The following is a 17,749-nucleotide window of genomic DNA, read 5'->3' on the forward strand; positions in this document are numbered from 1 at the left end:
TCAGGGAGAAACGAAATGATTCATGTAGCAGTAGTGGAAGATGAAGAAAAGTACAGAGAGCAGTTATCGGAGTTTCTTTCCAGATATGGGAAGGAAAAGGGGATTTCCATACAGACCAGAATTTATTGTGACGGAATTGATATTCTGGATGAATATGCAGGTCAGTTTGAAGTTATCCTGCTGGACATTCGCATGAAGCATATTGATGGTATGGAAGCTGCTAGAAAGATTCGGGAAAAAGACAAAGAGGTTATTATTATTTTCATTACGAATATGGCAGAGTATGCCATACAAGGCTACGATGTGGAAGCCAGAGGGTTTATTTTGAAGCCAGTGCGCTATAAACTTTTTGCCCAGCAGATGGACAGGGCACGCAAAGAACTGGAAAGTAAAAAAGCGGAGTATCTGTCCTTACAGCTTCAGGCAGGTGTAAGAAATGTAAGTTTAAACGATATTTTCTATATGGAAAACAGAGAACATTATCTTCATATTCACCTGGAACAGGAAGATATTATTTTTTACTGTACCATTAAAGAAATGGAGAAAAGACTGGAAGGGAAGCCGTTCTTTCGCTGTAACAGCGGACTGATCGTAAATCTTGCAAAGGTACAGAGTGTGAAAAATAATGAGATTCTGGTACATGGCGAGACATTGACGGTGAGCCGTTCTAGAAAGAAAGAGTTTATGGAACAATTGACAGAATATATGGGAGAGGGAGAATATGTTTGAAGCGGCATTGCCGGGAATTCCTCGGCTTATTACAGCGTTGTCTCAGTGGCTTGGAATTACAGTAATGATCCTGCTTCTGGAAAAAAGGAAGTCCAAAATAATTTCTTTGGTTGAAATTTTACTATCTGAGATTGTAATTTTAACATTAAATTTTGTAATCGTAAGCTGGTTGCAGAGAACTACTATTGAATGGATTATTGATATGGTAATCAGTGTTCTTGTAATGATCTTATGCATATGGGTAATCTGTGAAATAGATTTTTGTAGTGCAATAGGTTACGGCATGATTGGATTTGTAACCGGTGAATTTGCCGCGTCCGCAGAATGGATGCTGAGTTGCTGGCTTATTGGTGGAGCTACTTTATGGAATGGATGGGCATTTTTTATATTGGTCAGTTCTTTTTTGCTTGCGTATGGAATTTTCTATTATCTGGAAAGAAAAATTTCAGAACGCTTTGCAGATATGGAAAAGAAACAGACACTGGTATTTGTTCTGATTGCTTTGTTAGCTATGATTGTTGGAAATCTGGGCTTTTATCGTGTGGATTATCGGACTACAGTGGAAATTGATGCAAGTATGATTTTGGCAATCATCAGAACACTGGTTGATTTCGGGGCAATTGCGGTAATTCTTTTTCTTCAAAGAAGCTGGCAGGAAGAGAGTGTCAAAAAAGAATTGATGGCAATCAATCATATGCTAAATTTGCAGTACAAGCAATATCTGGATTATAAAATGAACACGGAATATATCAGTCGCCAATGCCATGATCTGAAACACCAGATTGCGGCGCTTCGGAGTGCTTGCTCGTCAGAAGAACGGGAGACTTATTTGAAGGAACTGGAAGCGGCTGTACAACAATATGATTCTCAAAAGGTAACTGGAAATGCAGTGCTGGACTCCATTCTTACCCAGAAGCAGATGCAGTGTGCGCAGAAAAATATTCAATTTATCTGCAATGCAGATGGAAGGTTGCTGAAGAATCTGGCTGTCCGCGATATCAGCAATATTTTTGGAAATATTATAGATAATGCCATGGAATGTGTGGCAAAATATGAGGATGAAGATGACAGAATAATTCAAGGCTCTGTTTATCAGAAAAACAAGTTTCTGATCATTCGCTTTGAAAATTGCTGCTATGAGCAGTTGAAATTTGAAAAAGGTGTTCCTGTAACTACAAAGGAAGATAAGAACAGGCATGGATATGGTGTTACCAGCATTATTTATACTGTGAAAAAATATAATGGACATGTTCAGATTCAGTGTGAAGATAACTGGTTTGTAATAAAGGTTTTGATGCCAATTATGTAAGGAAAATGTCAAAACAGGTAAAATATCTCAATGGAATAAGCATTTGTGTTATGTTCTCTCTTGTAAAAAGAGCCGGTAATCAGACAAAAGGAACAAAAAATGTTCCTGGTTATTCTATAAAGAAACAGGAAAATAAAAACGTCTGAGAAATGGTAGAAAAACAAGGGAGGAAAAAGAAATGACATTTAGTGCAGAAGATGTAAAAATGGTCCTGAGTACAATCTCAGGATATCTGATCGTAATGGCTGTTCTTCTGGTGATAGCAATTGCAGTGGTAGTAGCAGTTCGCAAAATGGATAAGCCGAAGAAACGTCTGATCAGATGGCAAGCTTTGTTTGCATGGCTGCTGGCTGTAGTAGTTTGTGTAAACGCAATTTGCTTTGGAGTCTATGGAGATACTTTAAACGCGGCGTTAGCTGAGAAAAAGGATATTTCCGAGGAAGCCAAAGAGGCATCCAGAAACACAGTACAAGAAACAGCAGAGGAAGGAATCATTCTGGCAAAGAATGAGGACAAAGTGCTTCCTGTAACAGATGAGAAAAAGTTAAATGTATTTGGTTGGGCTTCTACGAACCCAATCTATGGAGGATCCGGTTCCGGAGCTTCTGATTCTTCATCTTCTGTATCTTTGCTGCAGGGACTTGAAAATGCAGGATTTGAGCTGAATACAGAACTGACAGATTTCTATAAGGATTATGCAGAGGAAAGGCCGGAAGCTGGTACTTCTGTGCAGGATTATACTTTACCTGAGCCTACGGCAGATTCCTACAGTGAAGAAATGCTGGAAAACGCAAAGAATTTTTCTGATTATGCAGTGGTTGTTGTTTCCCGTGTTAGCGGAGAGTGCTTCGACCTTCCGACTGATATGTATGAGGTAATCCACAATGACAATTTTGACCCAGATAATCAGTCCATTGCTGAAAATGGTACATATACCAATAATGGCGATTACGATGATTTTGAAAAAGGGCAGTCTTATCTTACACTGGACAAAACAGAACAGGATATGGTAAATCTTGTTTGTGAAAATTTTGATAATGTAATTGTTGTTTACAATGGTGCCAACACAATGGAGATGGATTGGACTGATGAGTATCCGCAGATCAGAGGTGTGATTCTTTGTCCTGGTGCAGGAAGTACTGGATTCAATGCCCTGGGAGAGATTGTTTCCGGTGAAATAAATCCAAGCGGAAAAACAGTTGATACATGGGTAAAGGATCTGACAAACACTCCATATTTCAACAATATTGGAGATTTTACATATGATAATATCCAGGATTATACAGACCAGATCATCGCAGCAGATAATGGTTCTCTCTATCCGGGAACATTTGTTGATTACAATGAAGGCATTTATGTAGGATATAAGTTCTATGAGACTGCAGCTGAGGAAGGACTCATTGATTATGATGATTTTGTACAGTATCCATTTGGTTATGGACTTTCCTATACAGAATTTTCCCAGAAAATGGGTGAGATTCAGGAAGACGAAAATGGAAACATTACATTTGATGTTACAGTAACAAATGAAGGGGATACTGCAGGAAAAGATGTAGTAGAAGTGTATTACAATCCGCCATATACAAACGGTGGAATTGAGAAGGCTTCTGCAAACCTGATCCAGTTTGAAAAAACAGACCTGATTCAGCCAGGTGAGAGCCAGACTGTAACGATTTCTTTCAACAAAGATGATATGGCAGCTTTTGACAGCTATGATAATCAGTGTTATGTACTGGAAAAAGGAGAATATGGAATCAGTGTTCGTTCTGACTCCCATAATATTCTGGATGAAAAAACTTACGAAGTATCTGATACGATTGTATATGATGAGAGCAATCCAAGAAGTTCTGATGATACAGCAGCAGTAACGCGTTTTGCAGATGTGGAAGGTGACGATAGCTGTGACATTACTTATCTTTCCAGAAAAGATGGTTTCGCAAATTACGAAGAGGCAGTTTCTGCTCCATCTGAAAAACAGCACAATATGAGTGATGAGCTTCTGGCAACTTACGTTTCCAATGCAAATTATGATGGAACTGTTTACAATGATGATTCAGATGAGATGCCGGTTACCGGAGCAAAGAATGGTGTGAAACTGGCGGATTTAAGAGGTCTGGATTATGATGATCCAAAATGGGATGATCTGCTGGATGAGCTGACCTATGACGAGATGGAGAATATGATTGAGTTTGGCGGCTGGCATACTGCGGCAATCAAATCCATTGACAAGGTGGAAACAGCGGAATGCGACGGACCAGCTGGTGTAAATAACTTTATGACACAGCATTATGGAACGTCTTATTGCGTAGAGGTAATGCTGGCACAGACCTGGAGCAAAGAGATTGCTGAGAAATTCGGTGAGGCAATGGGGCAGGAGTTTGCTGATATTGACAATTATGGCTGGTATGGTCCTGCTATGGATACTCACAGATCTGCGTTTGGCGGAAGAAACTTTGAGTATTATTCAGAAGATGGCGTGCTTGGCGGTTACATTGGTGCTGCTGAGATTAATGGTGCAGCAACAAAAGGTGTTTATGCATATCTGAAGCATTTTGCATTAAATGACCAGGAAATCAATACTCGAGAAATGCTTTGCACATGGACAACCGAGCAGGCTATGCGTGAAATTTATCTGAAACCATTTGAGGTTGCAATAAAGAATTTTGAAGGTACAAGCATTGGCGTTATGGTTGCCTTTAACTTCATTGGAACTGCATGGGTGGGAGCAAGCAAGCCATTAATGACAGAAGTTCTCAGAGATGAGTGGGGCTTCCGCGGCGCGGCAATTACAGACTATTTTGGTGGATATGGTTATCAGAATGCAGATGCAGGGGTGCGTGCGGGAACAGACCTTATGCTGAACATGGTAAGCCAGTTTGCGCATATCACAGATAAGAGTGCAACTATGACAAAGGCTCTTCGCCAGGCATCCAAGAATATTCTGTATATGGTTGTAAACAGTGGTGCTTATACCGATCAGGCATATGAAAATGCAACCAAGATGCCTGCATGGAGAAAAACATTTATTACAGTTGATGTGATTTTAGGTGCACTTCTGGTTGTTGCTGAGGTTGCAGCAATTCTTAATTACAGAAAGAAGAAAAAAGAGCAGGAAGCATAAAATGCGCAAGCTAAATTGCTTCGAAATTTCAATGCCCCTGTGGGCTGTCAAAAATAGACAGCCTACAGGGGCATCATAGTTTTCAGCTTTTTCACAGTCCCCTGGGGTTCTGAACTGTTGCAAGATATGTCGTTTTATAGGAGAATTTTACGAACGATAAAACTTTACTTTATGCAGATAACCTTGTAAGCTATTTAAATATAGGAAAACACAAGAAAAACGGTGCACAGTTATTCTTTACTTTCAATATAGAAAACTATATAATAAAAGGAGAACTGTTTGATGAAAGATCTTAAGGAATTGAATCTGCTGGACCGTTTTCTGTTTGCTGAGGCGATGGAGGATCCGGAGAATATGCGGGATGTGTTGGAGATCATTTTTGGAAAAAATACTAAGAATCTTCCGAAAAGAAGCAGGTTTTACCAGAGCATGATCGATTCAAAATTATTGGAGCCTGGAGAAAAAGACTTTAATAAGATGAATGATGTGTACATTATATTAATAGCTCCATTTGATTTGTTTGGCGAAGGAAAATATATGTACACCTTTCAGATGACATGTCAGGAATCTTTTTCGGTATTGCTAAATGATGGAGCAACCCGCATTTTTCTAAACACGCATGGAACGAATCCAGAAGACGTGAGCCCGGAACTGGTGGAATTGCTTCACTACATAGAAAATACAACTCAGGAAGTGGCAGATTCTTGCACAAGTCCTAGAATACATAAGATGCAGGAGCGTATATGCAGTATCAAATCCAGTGAGGAAGTGAGTGTGAAATATATGCAGAGATGGGAAGAAATGGAAATGGAAAAAGACAAGGCGCGTGCAGAAGGGCGTAACTCTATAGCCAAGCTAATGGACAAGTTGCTGGAAGAAAATAGAGTAGACGACTGCAAGAGAGCTGTAAAAGATCCGGAATTTTGCCAAAAACTTATGGATGAGTTTGGAATAGAATAAGTAAAATAAAAAACATTCATTTCAATTAAACGTATATATTTAAATTGGGATACAATTTGTACCCCAGTTTAAATATGTTGGAGCGGTGTTATTTTGCCATTTTCAAAATTGCCACAATATCTCCTTTCGTCAGCGGCTGGAAAAATCCAACATGTCCATTTCTGCCGAAAACGCATTTCTCAGCCATTTCCTCAAACTGGGCGTCGGTTGGATGGATGCCTAGTTCAGTAAGGGTGATTGGCATGCCTATGGAGTGGCACCAGGTTTCCCAGGCGGTGATGGAATCACTATCCCCGAAAACTTTTTCACCAAACTGTGCAAATCTTCCTGGATTTGTGTTATACACATATTTCGCCCAGCTTCCCCATATAGCTGCAAGTCCGGCACCATGTGCCACATCAAACATACCGCCCAGCTCATGCTCGATCTTGTGTGTTCCGAAATCAGAAATACGTCCTGCACCAGTTAGTCCATTGTGGGAAAGGCTTCCAGCCCACATAAGAGTAGCCCGGGCTTCATAGTTTTCCGGCTCCTTTACCGCAACCTGGGCTGCATCGCGGACAGAAACCATCAGTCCCTCTGCGATTCGGTCAGTAAGGCTGGTATCCGTGTCAGTTGGGGTAAAATAGCGCTCCATGGTGTGCATCATGATATCAGCAGCGCCGCTGGCAGTCTGATAAGCCGGAAGGCTGTAAGTCAGCTCCGGGTTCATAATAGCAAATTTCGGACGTGCGCAGTCATGTCCATAAGAACGCTTCATCATGCCGTCTTCAATTGTGAGGACCATGGAAGAAGACATTTCAGAGCCTGCCGCGGCAATTGTAAGAACAACGCCAATGGGCAGGTTTTTATCTGTTTTTACACGTCCATAAAGCAGGTCTTCCATCTCAAAATCATTGGCAATTCCGTAACCGATTCCCTTAGCCGTATCAATTACGCTGCCCCCGCCAATGGGCAGAAGGAAGTCAACACCTTCCGCACGTCCAATGCGGATCCCCTCTTTTACCAGGGAAAGACGTGGGTTTGGTACAACACCGTTCAAATCTACGTAGGAAAGACCTGCATCACTTAAACTCTTATGAACCCTGTCCAAAAGCCCGGAAGTCTCAATGTGTCCGCCCTTTTTTCCATAAACGATCATAACCTTATGTCCACCAAAGGCTACAACCTGTTTTCCAACCTCACTCTCACGCCCAGCTCCAAACAGAATCTTAGTAGGAGTGAAAAAATCAAAATTTATCATAAGAAAATTCCTCCGTAAAAATATGCAACAGCAGTTTTTTTATTCTGAGCCCATTATATAGCAGGATTTGAAAAATATCCATTACTTTTGCGAATTCGGTCATCTATGTTAAAGTCAAAATTATGATATTTGTATATTCTTATAAATGGCTTGACAATACTACTACTATATTGATAAACTAAATGTATAAAAAATATACCACAAGGAGTAGAAAAAGAATGTCAAAAGAAGACCTTGGAAAATTGATCGATAATAAGAAATTTTCTAAAACGATGTATTGTTACGGAGATGACAAGCTTGGAAATTTTATAAAGAAATATATTTTGATGGTATGAGAGAGGGATATAATTTAGCAAAATTTAGATTGGAGCTGCTTGATGGGATGCCATTTGATGCAGCTGATGAATATTGGGATAATAATATGGAAAAAATCAGAAGCATTTTGAATCTATGTAAACGGTATGATGAGATTGACAAACAAAAAAATGATTGACACCATATGCGATACCACATATAATGTGAATAGGAGATATAATAAATGTCAAAATGGGATAAACTGATAACACGTATATGCAATTTATCGAAAGACCTCCGATTTGACGAATTGCGGAAGGTATTGGAAAGTTATGGATATGAAATGAATGCACCGAGAAGTGGAAGCAGTCATTATACGTTTAGAAAACAAGGGTGCACGCCAATTACAATACCGAAGCATGAACCAATCAAGAAAGTGTATGTAGAGATGGTAAGACTGATTGTGGAAGGCGAGGTGAAAAATGATGAAGACGTTGAATGATTATATGGCAATGTCCTATCGTATGGAAATTGTGGAAGATAAAGACGAAGGCGGATTTGTAGTTTCTTATCCAGATTTACCTGGCTGCATTACTTGCGGAGAAACTTTAGAACGTGCAGTGGCAAATGCGGTGGATGCGAAAAAAGCCTGGCTGGAGGCTGCATTAGAAGATGGGATAGAAATTCATGAGCCAGACAGCTTGGAAGATTATTCGGGACAATTTAAGTTGAGAATACCTCGAAGCCTGCATAGATCATTGGCAGAACATTCTAAGAGAGAAGGAATCAGCATGAATCAATATTGTGTATATCTTCTTTCCAGAAATGATGCAGTATTCTCTAAGTAAAATTGTCGTAACGATTCAGAGATAGAGAACTCAAACAAATATATGTAACTGAAATAGAATAGTGAAAAAGGCATCCTCAAACGAATTTGTGTAAGGGTGCCTTTTGCCATTTTAGCTACACGATTCTCGTTTCAGCAGCCTCTTATAGCTGCAATCCATCCCAATAGCCCCCAACGGCGCGGTGATCAGAATGCCCAGAACTGCTACGGAGAGCACGATCTGTCCGCAGGAGAGGCCCATGGCCATTGGGACGGAGCCGATGGCGGCCTGGACGGTTGCTTTGGGCAGGTAGGCGATGGAGCAGAACAGTTTTTCTTTTGCGGTCAGGTTGGTTCCGGCTACGCAGAGGGTGACGCCAAGGGTGCGGATTAGCAGGGCGGCGAAGATCATAGCCAGGGCTGCAGGACCTGCTTTCAAGGTATAGCGGATATCTACGGATGCACCCACAAGTACGAAAAGCAGGACTTCAGCAGCCAGCCACAGCTTTCCGAATTTCTGGGAAAGACGGGCGGAGACGGAAGAGGTACACTTTAGCTTTAAAACGCAAGCCATGCTTACCACAGCCAGAAGCCCGGAAATAGAAACCACCGGTTTCAGCCATGTCTCAATAGACATCAGCAGGAAAGACACGCCCATTACCACGATCACCTTCATACTGTTCCGCACCATATGGCTGTGTGCGTAGGCTGTCTCGAAAAACAGGGAAAGAAGATAACCAGTCACACTTCCAAGTACAATACCCAGGACAATGGAAACCGGAATGTTGATAAAATCCTTCACATGTGCACTGCCGCCCTGTGCCATAGTAGAAAATGTGGAAAACAGCACGATCACATAAATATCATCACAGGAAGCACCTGCCAGGATCATCTGGGGAATGCTTTTGGCTGTGCCGTATTTTTCCTCCATCAACTGTACCATTCTTGGGACAACCACAGCCGGGGAAACGGCGCCCATTACGGCACCCATAACAGCAGCTTCCAGTCTGGTGATCCCCAGAAAGTAAGGGGCCAGCAAAAAGTATGCTAGAATTTCAAAGGTAGCCGGGATGCAGGACATCATGATCGCAGGCCGTCCCACTTTTTTCAGGTCTGCCAGATTCAGGGAAAGTCCGGCTTTTAATAAAATAATGATCAGAGCAATCTGCCGCAGCTCCGAGGAAATGGAAAGAATGGATGGATCCAACACATCCAGTACATAAGGTCCCAGGAGAATACCGGTGAGCAGCATTCCGATAATACGGGGCAGCTTCAGTGCTTGGCAGATTGCTGCCAGGGAAAGGCCTACAAGAAAAATAAAGGCTAAAGATGTTAACATTGTTATAAATTCCTCCTTTTTACGCAGAAAAGCTGATGCTTTCTGCGACAATTGTTATCACAGAAGTCATCAGCTTAATAAGCGGTTCGGGATGATCCCGGGGAGACATTCATTCCCCTTTGTTTCATTTTCGTGTGTATAATAGCATATTACATAAGTTATAGCAAGAATAATTTTTCAAATTTCAAAATTAAAGGTTGATTCAATTACTGTCTACAGGTGTTATTCTATAAATCACGTTGTTAAGAACAGTAATTATTTGAAAGTGAAGCATGATGCAGCATCAAAACAACGTCTCTTCATTCTCATCAAACAGCTTATCATTAATCTCAAACAATTTAAGCCCATGAAGCAGCCCATAATAAATAATGGCATCTCTTTTCAATTTCGGATAAAGCTGCGCCATTCCACATAGCTTCAGCAATTCCTGGGTTTCATCCACTGTTGCCTCCAGCCCGTAACACAGACACAGCAGGCGGTTCCTGGAAGGGTTCCTGCGGCCGGCAAAAATCTGGTGGAGATAAATCTCGCTCATGCCGGCCTGTTTGGCAAGCGCTGCCTTTGAGATGGTTTTCTTCTCGAACAGACGGTTCAATAATTCTGCCACAGTCTTATTTTCAAATTGTTCCTGGTTCTGGGACAGAAACTGACTCAGATCCGGGGAATCCATAAGCTCCTGCTGTAAACCATCTGTATTTTTCTTTTCCATATTCGCGCCTTTACAATAATTTGTCAATAAGTTAAAATAGTTTTAACAATACAATCAAATAAAACTATACTATAAAAAATTCTGAAAAACAATATGCAGTCAGCATAGTGTTAACTACTGACAAGGAGAAAAATGGACATTTATGATAGTCTTTTAAGTGCAGTTCATGACGAATATGACAGGGTCCGCCTGATCAAAAAAAGCGAGCGCAGTGAAGTATACAGGAAACTGCTCGCTGTTTCCTGTCCCAATCTGCCCCAGATCATGGAGGTAGGGGAAAAGGAGGGGAAAACAGTTCTGCTGGAAGAATATGTGCAAGGGGATACCCTTGGAGAGATTTTGCAGGGCGGACTTTTAACAGCGGCACAGGCCAAGCAGATCACCTGTCAGCTGTGCATGGCCTTGTGGGTGCTTCACTCCATGGGAGTGGTACATAGAGACGTAAAGCCAGATAATGTGATCATACGCGGAACAGAAGCCGTTCTCATCGATTTTGATGCTGCCAGAATTTACAAAAATGAAAACAGGGAAGATACGCAGATCCTGGGAACCACAGGCTTTGCGGCGCCGGAGCAGTACGGGCTTTCCCAGTCAGACGGGCGTGCGGATATTTATGCACTGGGAGTTCTGCTGAATATTATGCTGACAGGAGAACACCCTTCCAGAAAGCTGGCCAGCGGCAGAATGGGCAGGGTCGTCCAGCGGTGCACCATGGTAAATCCAGAAAAGAGATACAAAAATATCCTTCATTTAATGGAGGTTTTATAAAAGGAGAAGAGAATGAGTAAAAAATGTGTGAAATGCGGACAGCCACTTCCGGACAATGCCTCTTTTTGTCCCCACTGCACAGCGGTCCAGACGGAAAAACAAGAGGTAAAAGCGCCAAAACGGTGGAGAAAGGCAGCTTTCGGCGTGACAGCCGTGGTGGTGCTTCTGGCAGCGGCCGGGATTGCGTTTTCCCTGTATCATCGTCCCAAGTCCTATGAGGGCGGTGCACAGGTGGTTTATACGGATAAAGGAAAGTCTTACAAAGTACTGCTGAGTTTTTCCGAGGGTGATGGAGTAACCGGGCACGCCCAGGGGGAACGTACCGACACCCTGGCCCAGGGAATGGAAAGTGCTCTTCCCTGTCAGCTGTATGTTTTTGATCAGGACACTGGAGAACTGGCGTGGGAAGAATTTTCAGAGAAGGTAGCGTCCTGCAAGGTGGATGCAAAACCTGGGGAAAATTCACAGAAAGTGGAATCCGTAGAACCGATGCATAACGAAAGCTTCCCCAATGCAGCATACGTTTCGGACATTACTTATTCCGCTGACAGCGGTACCAACGACATTCTGTGGAACCTGACTATGAAAAATGGCGACACCATTTCCCTTAGTACACGGCTTACCATTGAAAAACAGGCAGCAGTTACCTATTTTTCAGAGGATGTGCCTATGGAGACCACGGAGGAATTAAATGCATTGCTGGCTTCCATTGAGGAAGAGGTGTCGTCGGAAACACCGGTTTACCTTCATCTCCCGGCGGTAACCTATGATGGGGATATTGTTTTTGGAAATCATGTGTGGGGAATTTATGGAAGCTCGGACGGGGATGACGTGACTACTTTTACCGGAACCGTCAGCCTGCGTGGCCTGAACGGAAATTACGCGGACATGTCAGGAATCCACTTTAAGGGGAATTCAGGAATCGGGGTGAATGCGTACTGCCTTGTTTTACTTTCGGAGTGCAGTTTTGACGGCTGGGATACGGCTGCGATTGCCAATAATGGAGCCTGGGTAAATGCAATGAATTGTACTTTTACCAATAATAAGATTGCGCTGAAATTCAACAGCAGTATGTCATATGGCTCGGCCCCAAACTATCTGAATAACACGTTTACTGGAAATGGAACAGCTGTCTGCATTGAAAATCTGCCTGGAAATGAAGTCCTTGATTTCGCGGGAAGCACATTCTCAGGAAATGATGTGGACATTGATAATAAAGCAGAGCATTCGGTGGATACGGCGAAAGCGGTTTTTGAAACTGCTTCTGAGTAATGTTCTGTGAGGGAATTTTTACATAGCGTTTAAGTAATATTTTAATAAGATTTTGAGGGTTACGGATCACTTGCGGTCTGTAACCCTTTTTTCGCGAGCAGCGAGCCAAAGTCCATGCTTGCATGGGAGTTTGGCTTAGCAGAGCGTGTTTTGTCTCGTGATACTATGCTTCCAGGTAATTGTTTTCCCACCTCCATTTATTATACAATAACTTATCAGTCTCAAATACAATTACGAAAAACGGGGGTTCAAAGGATGAAGAAAAGAACATTAGCGCTGGTGCTGGCATTGGGGTGTGTATTTATGTCTCCAACGCTTTCCTATGGGGAGGAGAATGCAGATGCAGAGACGGTTTCAGAGACAGAAGAGGATTCCAGTACAGGGGATTTGTATGGAGTATGGATGATCGACCAGTCAGTTGATGAGTTCGGAGACAAAACTGAGGGAGTTGATCCAGTGTTAAAAACACCAATAACAGGAGATTTCAGTAATACCGCAACTGCAAGTTCTACACTTAGCGGTGCTCTTTTTATTCAGAAAGTTTCCCAGAAGTATGTTGCAGCCTTTCGGCTTTTGGAGTATGGAAACACCCCAGCTACCTATTTGTCTTCTGAAGAGGATGAACTTATCTTAAAAACAAAAGTCGGGGATGAAGTAAAAGAGTTTAATTTGTTCGGTACAGCTCCTAATGGAGATTTATATTTGGGAGCGTTGAATGACGAAGATGGAAACTGGTTCGTAGATACATTATGTGGCGGAAACGATATTAAATGTGTGATCTATATTGGAAGCTCTAAATACAATTTTACCATTAGCAGCAATGGATTTTCCGATGCCTGCACAGCAGCTGGTTTTGGCAGTCTGGTGACGAAAAGTAAATTGTCTGCTTCTGCAGCCACACTTTATGAATATATGAAAGCGAATGAAGAAGAGATTCAGGACAATTATTATCAGCATGAATATTATAAAGATGCTGACCGTGTGATCGATATTGCTGCAACAGAAGATAATGATATTCCATATATTATGGTATACGAAACTGTTTATTACGATCAGGATGACAAAACACAGCAGTCCATTATCTTTTTGCACGAATTGGCATCAAGTGTACAGCTGTATAGTAATATTGGCTCAGACGAAATGGACGGCAGCGTGAAAGCTTCTTTTGAACCGGCAACCTTTAAGGAAAACACCACCCTGACTCAGTACTATGACCTGGAAGGAAATCCGAAGGATGCCTCCGATGCAGTGGTTGAGTATTGGAATACCCATAATGCAGTGCTGTTGGATGCATTGGCAGATTATCTGTCTACTACGGATTGCGGACTGACATTGGAAGATTTTGGATTTGCAGAAGAATAATCAGGGGGCTAAATTATGGCAAGTGATTACGTTCAGGTATGGAAGAAAATGAAATATCCGGAACTTAAAAAGATAAGTGATGATGAATTACGCAACATTATTTCAAATAATGCTGCGAAGGTTCTGGCGATGCCGACGAATGCAACGGCTTCGCAGGTCAGTGAGATGTATCAATTGCGTGGAGAACAGGAGGCGGCTGCACAGATTCTTGCTGAGAGAAAAGAGAAACGTGACAAGATTAGTGCTTCAATCAGGAAGTGGAAAGAACATGAGGAAGAAATACCTTATAAGAATTTTGTAAAATTGAAAACTGCTTCATCTGCCAACGGACAGTTGGTATCTGCCATTCTCGAGGATGAAGGGGATATGTCTGCCACAGAGTTATCTGGCTGGTGTGAAGAAATGTCAGCGCTGGATGATTCGGTATTTAAACTGCTGTTAGATGAACTGGTCATGGAACGTGTCTTGGCGATTAAGGATGGTAAATATCGTTTGATGCATGTTTGTACGCCCACATTGTATCCTGAGAGACCGGTTGAATGGGGAACCAGGCTGTTGAAACAGGCTGGGATTAATGAACTTGGGTTGTATCATCTGATCCTTATTATCATGGATACAGAAAATGAACCTGTGAATGCAGCAAGTATTAGGGAAAAAAGAGATTCGTATTCCTGGCTGCAGGGACAGAATGGGATTATGAAGGAGAATTTTGCAGCAGATGGCAGAATGATCATCAACTGTCTGCAAGAAATGTATAAGAACAAAATCATTGAAAGGTTGATGATTGATGGAGCTCCTGCCGAAGATCCTTTTTATTTTTTCTATCGTTTGGGCAGCTATGACAATTTGACACATGTGGAGGAGAAAAAAAATCCTGTAGTTGACGGTGCAGTGACAGCAACGCATGCGATGGATGAACAACAGTGTAGGAATGAGATCCTAAATTATATGAAAAATGAAAATGGGGTACTGGTGACGCTTAATGATATTAAATCAGGCTGTCCGAAAATATCAGAAATGTCCAATCAAAGTGTAATTGCCGTTATAAGACGAATGACAGAGGATAAAATACTCCTCCGTACTGTTGGGGAAAATCTTAGACCATATTACAGTCTGGTTAAGAAGGAGAGTTAAATTATGAGATGTAAATATTGCGGCAGTCAGCTGATTTACCCGGAAACGCAGCACAAGACCTTCAGTACTGGAAAAGCGGTTGCCGGCGCAGTTACCTTCGGTGTTGCAGGAGCGGCTGCAGGATTTATTGGAAAAGATCAAAAGGGCTATAAGTGTGGTGCCTGTGGCGCATTTATGGAGACCACCATGGATTTTATGACAGAATCCAGCATCAATCGTGCGGTAAAAGAGGCCGAAAGAGGAGAAAACCGTTCTCTATATGATTATTTTAAAGGACAGTATCCGAATATTCAGGCAGACATCCCGGCAACATCCATAGCAGGCAGCAGTGCACCAGTTATTATTCCGTCCAATCAACTAATGTCAGATGTTGATTCAGAGAATGCTTCTGAAAAAGATCCATCGCGTATTGTCAAGCACAGATATAAATATGCCAAATGGGAGCCTGACGCACCGGTTTATATAGAATCTATAGTGATTGAAACATCGGATTCAGATGATTTATTGTGGGCGGTTATAACTAATCAATCTGCAAAAACGATTCGATCAGCATATTTTGAGGTCAGTGTTTTTGATGATACAGGCGATTTGATTAATGAACAGGAATGTGTTTATCAAGGACTGAACATCGGATCGGAAGACAAATTTCCTTTTGATAAATATTTTAAATTAGGAACAGAAGTGGCATATCAGGTGAGCATGATTTGTCAGAAGGTTTCTTTTACAGATAATTCCGTATGGAGAAGAACTTCAGAACTTCAGAGCTTTATGCTGAATGAACAACCGAAGATGACGGATGAAACATTTCCAAGGCTGAAATATGTGAGAGATATGCTTCAAGATTATTCCGCTCTTGATAAAGAGGCAGAACTGTTTTTGCCGTATGAGGCCGATGGTTTCTGGCAATGTATTTGCGGACATCCGGTAAGAAAAGATGCACTTTGCCCCAAATGTCATGCCTCCTATGTGAAATTACAGGAATTATTATCGCAGGAAAATTTAGTAGATATACAGCAAAAAGCTGTTAAAGCAAGAGCGGCTGCACGAGCAGAGAAAACAATTTCGTTATATGAAGACGCAGTAAAGCTTTGCAAAGCAGAAGAGGAGAAGGCCGCAGCCGAGAAAAAAGCAGCGGAAGAAAAAAGGATTGCAGCTGAAAAAAGAGAAGCGGAAGAACAGGAAAAGAGAAGAATACAGCTGGCTGAAGAACAGGCGTTAAAAGAAGCGAAGCAGAAACGTTATCGAAAAATCGGTGGTATATGCGCGGGCATAGTTGTTGTTCTGGCTGTTGGTATAACTTGGTATAACCAATATACAACGGAAAAAAACTATACAACCGCAGTTGCGTTGATGAAACAAGGCGAATATGAGCAGGCGATTGATAAATTTAAACTCGTATCTGATTATAAAGATGCCAGTAGCCTTATAAAAGACACTGAGACTCTCATAAAGGAACGTACGGACAAAGAGAATTTGAATGCTGCAAAATCAGCAGAAGAAAATGGTGATGTGGATGAAGCTGAAGCGTATTATGAACAGTTGGACAGTGAAATTGTTAATGCTTCAAAGTATGAGTATATTTCATCACATAAAGATTCAGCCGATGCAATTACAGAAAAGTATATAAATGATTTATATGATGAATATTATGAAAGAGAAAACATAATAGAGCTTATGAATGAGATATACCCTGTAACAGTCAACATGGCATTAAACCGGTCAGAGGATGATGATTTTACCAATCTTGAAAGTACGGTAATCAAGGAATATGATGAGATGGTATTTTTTCATATGACAGTAGAAGGCGGGCTTGCGGGACATGAATATTCATTAAAACTGATAGGAAATACAGATATGAAAACGGGCTTTAATTCAGTTGTGTATCAGGGAAGTCTGCCTGCGAATCTCATTAGTTTTTATGAGAAAGAATTTGATATTAAAAGCAATTATATATACATACATGGACTTTCACAGTGCGAATATGTAGAAATGGAATTACTTGACCAGGAAAGCGGTGAAGTCCTGAAAACGGTTAAGATGGAATTGAAGCATAACTAAATGTCTTAATATTTTTGCCGGCTAAAATGATGTAAGTTGGCGGAAATAGTTTGATCAGCATGCACCTATGAAAAGTGATAATTTACTGACTAAAACTTTCCATACTGATATGGTGTGTTGAACCTTGAAAATTCAATATTTCAGTCAATACGTAAAAAAAGAGGGAATCATGAAAGTGATTCCCTCTCAGATTGTAGACAAAGCCCTGCTTTTGCAGGGTTTTGCTATTGTTGGAACCGCTTTTCTGATATAATAAATATCAGAAGGGCGGTGTTTTTTATGATGACGAAAAATGCAGATAAAAAAAGAGAACAAATGATGATGTTTTCCATGGATGACATGGTACCTCAAAACCATATGCTGCGATTGATTGATAAAGCAATCAATTGGAACTTTATTTATGATCTGGTTGAAGAAAAATACTGTCCGGATAACGGCCGTCCCAGTATGGATCCCGTCATGCTGATAAAGATACCATTCATTCAGTATCTCTATGGAATAAAAAGCATGCGTCAGACCATGAAAGAGATCGAGGTAAACGTTGCATACCGCTGGTTTCTTGGACTGGACATGCTAGATCCGATACCTCATTTTTCTACATTTGGAAAGAATTATACCCGCCGTT

At 41.4% G+C, this 17,749-nt stretch carries 15 protein-coding genes and 1 riboswitch; of the genes, 12 read left to right on the plus strand and 3 right to left on the minus strand.

Features of this window, described 5'->3' with window-relative positions; genetic code table 11:
- Nucleotides 1-15: 15 nt before the first annotated feature.
- The 4 genes from ACTQ50_RS09745 (at nt 16) to ACTQ50_RS09760 (ending at nt 6,119) form a co-directional block, all read left to right on the plus strand.
- A complete protein-coding gene (locus ACTQ50_RS09745; RefSeq protein ID WP_195698944.1) occupies nt 16-729 on the plus strand; it encodes a LytR/AlgR family response regulator transcription factor in 714 nt (237 codons plus the stop codon).
- Nucleotides 722-2,038, plus strand: coding sequence for a GHKL domain-containing protein (locus tag ACTQ50_RS09750; RefSeq protein ID WP_441484025.1), 1,317 nt, complete (start codon nt 722-724; stop codon nt 2,036-2,038). Before ACTQ50_RS09745 ends, ACTQ50_RS09750 begins: the two co-directional genes overlap by 8 nt.
- Before the next feature lie 178 nt (nt 2,039-2,216).
- On the plus strand, nt 2,217-5,159 hold the full coding sequence (locus ACTQ50_RS09755; protein WP_441484026.1) for a glycoside hydrolase family 3 C-terminal domain-containing protein: 2,943 nt from the start codon (nt 2,217-2,219) through the stop codon (nt 5,157-5,159).
- 282 nt (nt 5,160-5,441) lie between these two features.
- The gene (locus ACTQ50_RS09760) at nt 5,442-6,119 is read left to right on the plus strand and encodes an Rpn family recombination-promoting nuclease/putative transposase (RefSeq protein WP_441484027.1); all 678 of its coding nucleotides are present in this window, start codon (nt 5,442-5,444) and stop codon (nt 6,117-6,119) included.
- Nucleotides 6,120-6,207: 88 nt separating this feature from the next.
- Here ACTQ50_RS09760 and ACTQ50_RS09765 read toward each other — a convergent pair whose 3' ends face one another.
- Complete coding sequence (locus ACTQ50_RS09765) at nt 6,208-7,362, minus strand: iron-containing alcohol dehydrogenase (protein ID WP_441484028.1); 1,155 nt, start codon at nt 7,360-7,362, stop codon at nt 6,208-6,210.
- A 538-nt stretch (nt 7,363-7,900) separates the two neighbouring features.
- Between ACTQ50_RS09765 and ACTQ50_RS09770 the strand changes: the two genes are divergently transcribed.
- Both ACTQ50_RS09770 and ACTQ50_RS09775 read left to right on the plus strand, forming a co-directional pair.
- Nucleotides 7,901-8,158 (plus strand): type II toxin-antitoxin system HicA family toxin, encoded by a 258-nt coding sequence (locus ACTQ50_RS09770; RefSeq protein WP_195698949.1) that lies wholly within the window; start codon nt 7,901-7,903, stop codon nt 8,156-8,158.
- Complete coding sequence (locus ACTQ50_RS09775; RefSeq protein ID WP_195698984.1) at nt 8,142-8,504, plus strand: type II toxin-antitoxin system HicB family antitoxin; 363 nt, start codon at nt 8,142-8,144, stop codon at nt 8,502-8,504. The genes ACTQ50_RS09770 and ACTQ50_RS09775 overlap by 17 nt, the downstream gene beginning before the upstream one ends.
- A gap of 111 nt (nt 8,505-8,615) precedes the next feature.
- Here ACTQ50_RS09775 and ACTQ50_RS09780 read toward each other — a convergent pair whose 3' ends face one another.
- Nucleotides 8,616-9,821, minus strand: a complete 1,206-nt coding sequence (locus ACTQ50_RS09780; protein ID WP_441484029.1) for a cation:proton antiporter — start codon at nt 9,819-9,821, stop codon at nt 8,616-8,618.
- A gap of 53 nt (nt 9,822-9,874) precedes the next feature.
- Nucleotides 9,875-9,947: riboswitch (Fluoride riboswitch) on the minus strand.
- 157 nt (nt 9,948-10,104) lie between these two features.
- On the minus strand, nt 10,105-10,530 hold the full coding sequence (locus ACTQ50_RS09785; RefSeq protein ID WP_226821662.1) for a helix-turn-helix domain-containing protein: 426 nt from the start codon (nt 10,528-10,530) through the stop codon (nt 10,105-10,107).
- A gap of 132 nt (nt 10,531-10,662) precedes the next feature.
- Here ACTQ50_RS09785 and ACTQ50_RS09790 point away from each other — a divergent pair, with 132 nt between their 5' ends.
- From ACTQ50_RS09790 to ACTQ50_RS09815, 6 genes are all read left to right on the plus strand, one after another.
- Nucleotides 10,663-11,298, plus strand: coding sequence for a serine/threonine-protein kinase (locus tag ACTQ50_RS09790; RefSeq protein WP_441484030.1), 636 nt, complete (start codon nt 10,663-10,665; stop codon nt 11,296-11,298).
- Nucleotides 11,299-11,310: 12 nt separating this feature from the next.
- Complete coding sequence (locus ACTQ50_RS09795) at nt 11,311-12,570, plus strand: zinc-ribbon domain-containing protein (RefSeq protein WP_441484031.1); 1,260 nt, start codon at nt 11,311-11,313, stop codon at nt 12,568-12,570.
- A gap of 255 nt (nt 12,571-12,825) precedes the next feature.
- Nucleotides 12,826-13,932 (plus strand): hypothetical protein, encoded by a 1,107-nt coding sequence (locus ACTQ50_RS09800; protein ID WP_441484032.1) that lies wholly within the window; start codon nt 12,826-12,828, stop codon nt 13,930-13,932.
- A gap of 15 nt (nt 13,933-13,947) precedes the next feature.
- The gene (locus tag ACTQ50_RS09805) at nt 13,948-15,066 is read left to right on the plus strand and encodes a hypothetical protein (protein WP_441484033.1); all 1,119 of its coding nucleotides are present in this window, start codon (nt 13,948-13,950) and stop codon (nt 15,064-15,066) included.
- 3 nt (nt 15,067-15,069) lie between these two features.
- A complete protein-coding gene (locus ACTQ50_RS09810) occupies nt 15,070-17,124 on the plus strand; it encodes a hypothetical protein (RefSeq protein WP_441484034.1) in 2,055 nt (684 codons plus the stop codon).
- A 279-nt stretch (nt 17,125-17,403) separates the two neighbouring features.
- On the plus strand, nt 17,404-17,749 hold a 346-nt coding region (locus ACTQ50_RS09815), incomplete at its 3' end, for a transposase (protein ID WP_441484035.1).

The sequence above is a fragment of the Blautia sp. Sow4_E7 genome (assembly GCF_052116245.1).
Taxonomy (GTDB): Bacteria; Bacillota; Clostridia; order Lachnospirales; family Lachnospiraceae; genus Blautia_A.